Raw genomic sequence first — 8,498 nt, 5'->3', positions numbered from 1 at the left:
GTCCGACGGAGGTCGGACCGGCCGCCCGGCGTGGTCCCTCGGGAAGGTGCCCTTTAGAGGTCGTAGTTCTGATCGAACATGCCTCTGACCTGCAGAAATAGTGGCCACCTAGAAGGTCATTTCACAACCAGTGCACACGCGGCGGCCTCAACGGATGAGAAGAGCCGAGAGGTGTCGGGCGGTGATGAGAGGTCGCGCGGCTGGGTGTTGCGCGTCACTACGGAGTGCCACCGAAGCGCGAACCCACCCCTGGCCGCGAGGTGGGCGAACTGGAAGGACAGAGGTGGTGACCAGGGCGACGACGATAGTCAGCTCGGACCTGATGGACGCCGCGATGCACGCGCTGACCGAGCTCGCTGGCCCGGACCAGTTGGCGGTGTTGGCCGGCGGGACGCTGGATGGGCGGCTCGCCCGCTGTCGGTAGGTTGAGTGGATGGTGGGCTGTGTCTCCTGGCGCCCGGCAGCGGCGCCACGGCGTGCGCTGGAAGAACGGTGCCCACCCCCTGCTCCTAGGATGGCTCGCCAAGACGAGAACACGGCGGACTCTGTACGGCTGGGGGCGGCATGGCTGGCTACACCTTCATCGAACTCACTGCATTGCCTACCAAGCCGCGAGGCACAGCGATCAGTCCGGCGTGGCGGTACCTAAAGGGTGCCCATGCCACCGTTCAGGGAGTGTTCGACGGGCTCACCGCTGTTCGGGTTGCCAAACAGAAGGATGATCCCCGTGGTCGGCTTGGCAGGGATGAGGCGGATCTGCTGCGGGCCGCCATCGTCTTCACCTCCAGCGGTATCGACGCCTGCGCCAAGAGGCTGCTCAGGGACACCGTCCCGCTGCTGATCAATGGCAATGCCAACGCCGCGAGAAAGTTCGACGACTATGTGAAGCAGGATCTTGCTGATGGTCCATCAGATTCTATGTCCAAAGCGATCCTCAGCCTGAACCCGCGCGAGGAGATGGTCCGGCTGTACGTCGCAGCACGCGCCAAAGCGAGCTTTCAAGGCAGCAGCGACTTGAAGTCGCGCCTCTGTGACACCCTCGGCCTGACCAATGCTCAGATGCCAGCGGCGAAGCTCAAGGCTCTCGACGACTTCTTCATCGCGCGAAACGCCATTGTGCACGATCTTGACTACGTCAACCCGAGTGGGACGAGTGAGGCCCGAAACGTGCGGAGTCTCGACGGTGTGTGGGCAGAATGCGACGCAGCTCTGGTACTGGTCGCCGAAATCATCGCCGAGGCCGCGGTGAACATTCGAGCTCTACCGAAGGTGTGAACCACCCCGCTGCCTCTGGTGGTACCTTGCGGCTCCCACTTGGCTGAACTGGGCCAACGGCAGGAACGAGGTCTTCTACGAGTAGGCTGTGAAAATGATTGATATCGCAATCCCAAGGAAAATTCCAATGCCAAGCCACCGAAATCTTCCTTCCCAGTCGGGGAGGACTATTGGGGGAGGTGGAGTTACTCTTGCCTCAACTCGTTTCGCGATCTCCGCAAGTGATATAGTCACTTGCTTGAGCTCTGCCGTGTGGACGCTGCCGCCTTTTGGATGATTCATTTGATCTGTTGCAGTGCCAAGGCTTTCAATGCTGCTTTCGAGTCGGACTGCGAGCCCGTCGAGGCTGCCATTGTTGTGAGATCCGAGAATTTCCTCAAGACGCCTGACTAGATTAGCAAGCGATTCGAAGTCGATTCTTGTAGAGAGCCGGGAAAGCTGATCCGCGGCTTGGGCTATCTGGCTTGCCACGTCTTCGTTGATGCTGTGGCTTGCATGGGTGAGAAGGCCGGCGACGTCCTCATTTATCCGATGTGAGGCGTATGTGAGACGGTCGGCTACGTCTTCATTGATGCTTCGGGCGGCCACGGAGAGCTGGCTGGCCGTGTCGGGTGAGATTATTCCGTCGTGCAGGGCATTTTCGAGCATCTGGGAAAGCCTAGGTGCCGACTTTCCCAGCTTTGCGAGTGTGGCCTTGGTTTTCGGGTCGATCTCATGGTGAATATTGATGTCGCCATGCTGGTCGCCGCCGATAAATGCACCGTTGCCGTAGTTATTTTGAATCGACTGCGACTTTTGAGGCACTGGGGCGTCGGTGGTCACCTGTCGTTCCGGGTGCTGATATTGATTTCACCATAGTGATTGTTGCCGATGAATACCCCAGAACTGTAGTTGTTTTGAGAGCCGATGGTAGTCGCCCTGTTTGGTGCTGCGGTCGCGAGTTCCTCAATATCGGCCCGGGCGTCGGTGTGGGCACCAAGAAAAGCTGCGAACAGCTCGGTCCAGTTGTCGGTGACGGCGCGCTCAGTAATCTCGCGCCGGCTCAGCGCTTCCGCGTGCTCATTCAGCATCTGCAAGGCGGAGGTCTCCTCTTGGGGGTTGCTACTGCGACGGAAGATGGCTGAGATCCGAGTGCTCAATGCGTCGACCTGGCCTTGGAGTAGGTAGGAGAGAACTCCACTGGCGGCTCCCGTACTCACTGCCATAACTGCTTCTCCGTACATGGGACGGTTCTCCTTTGAAGTAGCTGGATGGCCCTCGCATGGGTTGCACAACCCGGCCTGGACCGTCTTGCGTGCCAGGTTCGTCGACAGTATCGGCCGTAGTGCGGTCCTGGCCGGGCAACGTTGAGCGCTGTCTGAAAGGCGATGCTGGGATGTCTGTGCACCGTGTCTACTGTGCGGACAGGCGCCTTCCTCGCTCACGGGGTACCTGGGCCAGGTCGACACGGGTGGGAGGACGGCCGGAACGACGCCGTCGAGTGCGACCCCGGTCGGGAAGCCGACGGTGCAGGGCGCTGGCCGGATCGATTAGGAGCGGGACGAGAGGGTGACGGCGGCGCAAGTCCCGGAGACGGTAAGCACCGCAGTGAGCAGGCCGAGGATGACGGGGAGAGCAGGACGGCGGCGAACCGAGCGGGTGGCGCCTGCGGCTCGACGGATGGTCAGCTCAGGGGTCCGGTCGCGGACGGTGGCGAGGCCGATGTTGAGCAGGTCAAGCGCGGCGGCCAGGAGCGTGGCCAGAGCGATGCCGAGCAGGGCCTTGTGGGTGGCAGGAAGGTCCTCGGCGAGTTGGGTCGACGGTGTGGGCGCGCCGGACCTCTACCCCGCCCGGGTCCATGCTGTTGGCGTCGCTGCGGAGGAGGTTCCAGCCACTACGCCAAGGGTTCACCGCGCGGTTGCCCGGCAGCAGTGGCCTCCCATGGTTGGCACGCTGCCCGACGCCAACCTCCCTTTCCGGGCGGGCTCTTGGCGCACTGCTGATAGCATCAACGGCTAACCGGGCACCTTCCGGCGCATGAATCGCAGGAGGCGTTGTGCTGCACCAGCCGGTCCAGTCCACTAATGTCCTGTCCGTCGGCTACGACGACTGCTCCAGCACCCTGCAGATCGCCTTCCACAGCGGATCCCTTTACGAGTACACGTGCGTGCCCGTGCAGGTGCACACCGCACTGATGGCCGCCGCGAGCAAGGGCGGGTTCGTGGCCCGGTATATCAAGGGACGGTACCCGACCCGCAAGCTTGCGGGCTGACCCGGCTCTGAGTCCACTCGTTCCTGGCCAAGTCGAGGCGTGCGTGCAGATTTCTGATGTGTCGGTCGAGGGTTTCCGCTGCCTCGCGGAGATCAAGCAAGTGCCGGTCTTGCGGCAGACCGTACTGACCGGCCAGAACGAGGGCGGGAAGACGGCGCTGTTGGACGCCCTCGCGTTCTTGTTGAAGGGCACGGCACTCAGCGAGCGTGACCTGACCTACCTCGGTGAGGGTGAAGCCGAGGATGCCGACGCGCAGGCGCGCGTGGCACAGACGGTGGTCGAGGGCTCCTTCGCACTGCGTCCTCACGAGCAGGAAGACCTGGGCCTGCCCGAGCAAGTGCGGATCCGGCGCCGCTACCGGCCGGAGGCGGGTTCGTTCCTGGAGGTGCGGCGCCGCGTCTGCGAGGAGGCGGCGCTGCAGGACCTCGCATCACTCAAGCTCCCTGCTTTGAAGACGATCGCGAACTCCTACGGTGTACTCCCGGTCGGCCCGGCCACCGCGCGCGACAGCTGGGAGAAGCCGCTGCGGCAGCTCGCTGACACCATGCCGCAGGTCGACGAGTGGGTAGCGGCGGACTCTTCCATTGAAGCCGCGCTGCCGTCGCTCGTGTACTTCCGCGGCGATGCGGTCCAGGCGCCTGAGACGGTGATCCATACTTTGCTGGGGTCTCGCCTGCGGGAATACAGCCGAGCCGATGACGCCGCCAAGCGGGTCGAGGAGCTTGAGGAGTACCTCGCGAACTCGCTTACTGTGGACATCGACCGTATCCGCAAGCACGTCGCGGACCGCTGCGAACTGCCGTCGGTCGAGCTAGACCCGAAGGTGCAGGTCAAGCCTGCCCTGACTGGCGTGGAACTGACCATTGTGGACGCGGGCGGACATCGCATCCCGTTGTCCTCGGCCGGAACGGGCCGTTCCCGCCGCATCTCCCTGGCTCTCTGGGAGAGCAGCAATGAGCTGACCCAGAACGACGACGGCACCACGAGCGACGTCGTGTTTGTCTACGACGAGCCGGACACCCATCTGGACTACACTCGCCAGCGGCGGATCATGTCGCTCATCCAAGAGCAGTCGGCACAGCCAAACGCCCGGGTGATCGTGGCCACCCACTCACTCAACCTGATCGACGGGGTCGACATCTCCTCCGTGGTGCACCTGCGCACCCATCAGGGACAGGTCTGCGTGGAGGTCCTCGATGAAGGCGGCGCCGACGCGGACGTGCGCCGCCACCTGTCGACTATTGCGACGACGCTTGGGTTCCGCAATAGCGTCCTGCTGCACGAGCGGTTCTTTGTTGCCGTGGAGGGCGTATCGGAGACGTCCGCGTTCCCGATCCTGTTTCGCAAGTACACCGGCGTACCCATCCAGTCCGCAGGCGTGTGCCTGATGGCCGGCGGCAGCAACGAGGGTGCGCTGCGCTTCGCGAAGTTCCTGGCCGACCACCGGCGGGACGTGGCATTCGTGGTCGACAAGGACAGCCGTACGAACCAGAAGCAGGCCTTTCGCGACGACAAGCTCAAGGAGTACGGTTTCACTCCCCACAAGCACTGCTTCTACCTGGGCGCGCCCAACGAACTGGAGGACCTGTTCCAGAACGCGGACTGGGCTGACACTGCCAACGCCCTGTGGCCGCGAACCGACGGCTTGGGACCGTGGGAACCTGACGACCTAGCCGGGCTGCGGTCGGGCAAGAAGTTCAGTTCCGCGCTGCTGGACATGTTCAAGACCGGCTCCCTGGAGGGGCCTCAGTCCAAGGAAGACTTGATGGTCGGGATTGCCGCGCACCTGCCCAAGGAGCGCATTCCCGAGGACCTCACCAAGCTCTTCGACGATCTGGTCATGCGCGCCCGGAACGCGGGGCCGCATCTGTGGTGACTGCCGTAGACGTGGCCTGCCGGGCCGCCCGCCGCGCCTGCATGCGGCGAAGCCGCTGCTCGGGCGTTGGCTCCGCCCAAGTGTGCTGACCGACCGAGGCCACCCACTGAGTGCCGTGGTGGCCTTGGGCGTCGCCGCACCACCGACAGCCGTTCGGGTCGGGTGGTAGAACTCTGTTCGTGCGTATCACCCGTGCGCCGCCCATGAGACACCGTCCGTGTGTATCGGAGCACCTTCGCTGGGAGTAGTTACCCCGGAGCGTCATGTTCAAAGAGTCCCACACGCCACCGACAAGCGGATTTATGCAGTCCGAATGGCTCCGCTACTGACCGCGCTGGCGACCTGGGCCCTCGGACTGGGCGGCCTGGGGCAGATGCTGGGCCACATCCTGTAGGTACGGTCGCCGCCCAGGCGCGCATTGGCGTACTGATCGCCGTCAGCGGGGGCGGTTCACCCGGGCGACCACCGCAGGTTTCTCGACGGCGCTGCTGACCCCCGGGCTGGCCGCTATCCCGATCAGCTGCCAACTGGACTGGCGCGACCCGATGACTGCAGGCTCCGTTGCTTGGCGAGCACTGGTGACGTCTCACCGGAGGGGGCGCAGTGCCGGTAAGAGATCGAACCCGTTGAGTCGGGAGTCCTGAGTGATGACTACTGAAAGTAGCGAGATCGCGCACTGCCCAGTGCTGGCAAGGGTGACGGGGTGGTCATCGTGAGTTCGATCTAAGCGTGCCCATTTCACACTCGTTTCACATCGCGAGCCGCAGAGGTGTTGCAGCCGCCCCCCTCCACGCGTTTCCGCAGGTCAGGACCCTGCCTGACCTGCGGAAACGATGAGAGATCAACCTGCGTTTCCGCAGGTCAGAGGGGGTCCTACAGGTCGTAGTAGAGCTCGAACTCGTGCGGGTGGGGGCGGAGGGCGATGGGGGCGATCTCGTTGGTGCGCTTGAAGTCGATCCAGGTCTCGATCAGGTCCGGGGTGAAGACGTTGCCGGCGAGGAGGTACTCGTGGTCGGCTTCGAGGGCCTCCAGGACGGCGGGGAGGGAGGAGGGGACCTGGGGGACGTTGGCGTGCTCTTCGGGGGCGAGCTCGTAGAGGTCCTTGTCGACCGGCTCCAGCGGCTCGATCTTGTTGCGGATGCCGTCGAGGCCGGCCATCAGCATGGCGGAGAAGGCCAGGTAGGGGTTGGAGGACGGGTCCGGGGCGCGGAACTCGATGCGCTTGGCCTTGGCGTTGGAGCCGGTGATCGGGATGCGGATCGCGGCCGAGCGGTTGCGCTGGGAGTAGACGAGGTTGACCGGGGCCTCGAAGCCGGGGACCAGGCGGTGGTAGGAGTTCACCGAGGGGTTGGTGAAGGCCAGCAGCGAGGGGGCGTGGCGCAGCAGGCCGCCGATGTAGTAGCGGGCGGTGTCGGAGAGGCCGGCGTAGCCCTGCTCGTCGTAGAAGAGCGGGGAGCCCTCGGTCCACAGCGACTGGTGGACGTGCATGCCCGAGCCGTTGTCGCCGAAGATCGGCTTCGGCATGAAGGTGGCGGTCTTGCCGTTGCGCCAGGCGACGTTCTTGATGATGTACTTGAACAGCATCAGGTCGTCGGCGGCGTGCAGCAGGGTGTTGAACTTGTAGTTGATCTCGGCCTGGCCGGCGGTGCCGACCTCGTGGTGCTGGCGCTCGATCTCCAGCCCGGCCCGTTCGAGTTCCAGCGACATCTCGGCGCGCAGGTCGGCGAAGTGGTCCACCGGGGAGACGGGGAAGTAGCCGCCCTTGTACTTGACCTTGTAGCCGCGCACGTCGCCCTCGGCGGCGCCGCTGTTCCAGGCGCCGGCCTCCGAGTCGATGTGGTAGAAGGACGCGTTGGCGCTGGTCTCGAAGCGGACCGAGTCGAAGACGTAGAACTCGGCCTCGGGCCCGAAGAACGCGGTGTCGGCGATGCCGGAGGAGGCGAGGTAGGCTTCGGCCTTCTTGGCGACGTTGCGCGGGTCGCGGCTGTACGCCTCGCCGGTGACCGGGTCCTGGATGAAGAAGTTGATGTTGAGGTGCTTCTCGGTCCGGAAGGGGTCGAGCCGGGCAGTGGCGAGGTCGGGGACCAGCGCCATGTCGGACTCGTGGATGGCCTGGAAGCCGCGGATCGACGAGCCGTCGAACATCAGGGTCTCGGACGGGTCGAAGGTCGCTGCGGGTACGGAGAAGTGCTGCAGGACGCCAGGCAGGTCACAGAAGCGGACGTCGATGAACTTCACGTCGTTGTCCTGGATGAACTGCTTCACTTCGGCGGCGTTGTTGAACATCCATCCTCCTCGGCTCGCGAATTTGGCTCACCATAGGAATGGGTCGTTTCCGGTTGGTGACCCGCTCGTTTCCTAGATGTTAACCAGGGGCGCCGACTGGGGCGGCAAAAATGTACGGGACAGTACAAATCGCCCTGCCGAGCTGGGCACCTTCCCTTGAGTGATCTGGACCACGTGGAAACCTCCGGAACGACGGTTCACCCGGTCGGGGGGTACTGCCCGGGCCGGAGGGGAGGCGGTGGCAGCGGAAGCCGTCAGCCCGGTTAGTGTGGATTCGTGGACACCAGAGAAGCGTTGGGATCGTGGATCGACGGCCCCAAGGCCGCCGCCGAGAAGATGGGTACCGACTTCGGCTACCGCGGCGAACGCCTCGGGCTGCCGAAGGAAGGCCCCGGCTCGATCGCCGGCCCCGGCCGACGGATCGGCGCCCTGTTCGTGGACGGCTGGCTGGTCTCGCTGGTCTCGTACGGGCTGCTCGCCCATGGGGACAAGGGCGAGGCCAACCTGTGGACCAGCCCGCTGTTCTTCCTGGTCGCGGCCCTGCTGCTGTCCACCACCGGCACCACGGTCGGCAAGCGGCTGTTCGGCCTCCGGGTGGTCCGGCTGGACGGCGGCCGCGCGACCATCCCGCAGGTCCTGCTGCGCACCCTGCTGCTCTGCCTGGTGGTGCCGCCGCTGGTCTGGGACCGGGACACCCGCGGGCTGCACGACAAGGCGGTCGGCACCGTCGAGGTCCGGATCTGACCCGGTTCGGGAAGGGAGCCTGACCCGGTTCGGGAAGGAAGGGAGCCTGACCCGGTTCGGGAAGGG

The 8,498-nt window shown here is 64.5% G+C and carries 7 protein-coding genes; 4 read left to right on the top strand and 3 right to left on the bottom strand.

The window, feature by feature from the left end; genetic code table 11:
* Nucleotides 1-564: 564 nt before the first annotated feature.
* Nucleotides 565-1,275, top strand: coding sequence for a hypothetical protein (locus ACFRAR_RS08775; protein WP_380696304.1), 711 nt, complete (start codon nt 565-567; stop codon nt 1,273-1,275).
* 75 nt (nt 1,276-1,350) lie between these two features.
* Here the strand turns inward: ACFRAR_RS08775 and ACFRAR_RS08770 are convergent, their stop codons facing one another.
* Both ACFRAR_RS08770 and ACFRAR_RS08765 read right to left on the bottom strand, forming a co-directional pair.
* Nucleotides 1,351-2,097: a hypothetical protein gene (locus ACFRAR_RS08770; protein ID WP_380696302.1), complete on the bottom strand. Its 747-nt coding sequence runs from the start codon at nt 2,095-2,097 to the stop codon at nt 1,351-1,353.
* On the bottom strand, nt 2,094-2,351 hold the full coding sequence (locus tag ACFRAR_RS08765) for a hypothetical protein (protein ID WP_380696300.1): 258 nt from the start codon (nt 2,349-2,351) through the stop codon (nt 2,094-2,096). The genes ACFRAR_RS08770 and ACFRAR_RS08765 overlap by 4 nt, the downstream gene beginning before the upstream one ends.
* A gap of 959 nt (nt 2,352-3,310) precedes the next feature.
* On the opposite strand from ACFRAR_RS08765, the gene ACFRAR_RS08760 reads away from it, so the two are divergent.
* Nucleotides 3,311-3,526: a KTSC domain-containing protein gene (locus ACFRAR_RS08760; protein WP_380696298.1), complete on the top strand. Its 216-nt coding sequence runs from the start codon at nt 3,311-3,313 to the stop codon at nt 3,524-3,526.
* Nucleotides 3,527-3,584: 58 nt separating this feature from the next.
* A complete protein-coding gene (locus tag ACFRAR_RS08755; RefSeq protein WP_380696296.1) occupies nt 3,585-5,402 on the top strand; it encodes an ATP-dependent endonuclease in 1,818 nt (605 codons plus the stop codon).
* Between the two features lie 873 nt (nt 5,403-6,275).
* Here the strand turns inward: ACFRAR_RS08755 and glnA are convergent.
* A complete protein-coding gene (glnA, locus tag ACFRAR_RS08750) occupies nt 6,276-7,688 on the bottom strand; it encodes a type I glutamate--ammonia ligase (RefSeq protein WP_380696294.1) in 1,413 nt (470 codons plus the stop codon).
* A gap of 276 nt (nt 7,689-7,964) precedes the next feature.
* Between glnA and ACFRAR_RS08745 the strand changes: the two genes are divergently transcribed.
* Nucleotides 7,965-8,432 carry an RDD family protein gene (locus ACFRAR_RS08745; protein WP_380696292.1) on the top strand — a complete coding sequence of 156 codons (468 nt, stop codon included), beginning with the start codon at nt 7,965-7,967 and terminating at the stop codon, nt 8,430-8,432.
* The last annotated feature ends 66 nt before the right edge of the window (nt 8,433-8,498 follow it).

Source organism: Kitasatospora sp. NPDC056651, assembly GCF_042792155.1.
Taxonomy (GTDB): Bacteria; Actinomycetota; Actinomycetes; order Streptomycetales; family Streptomycetaceae; genus Kitasatospora.
Note: the sequence above shows the minus strand (reverse complement) of the source record. Positions and strands in the feature narration are given on the sequence as shown.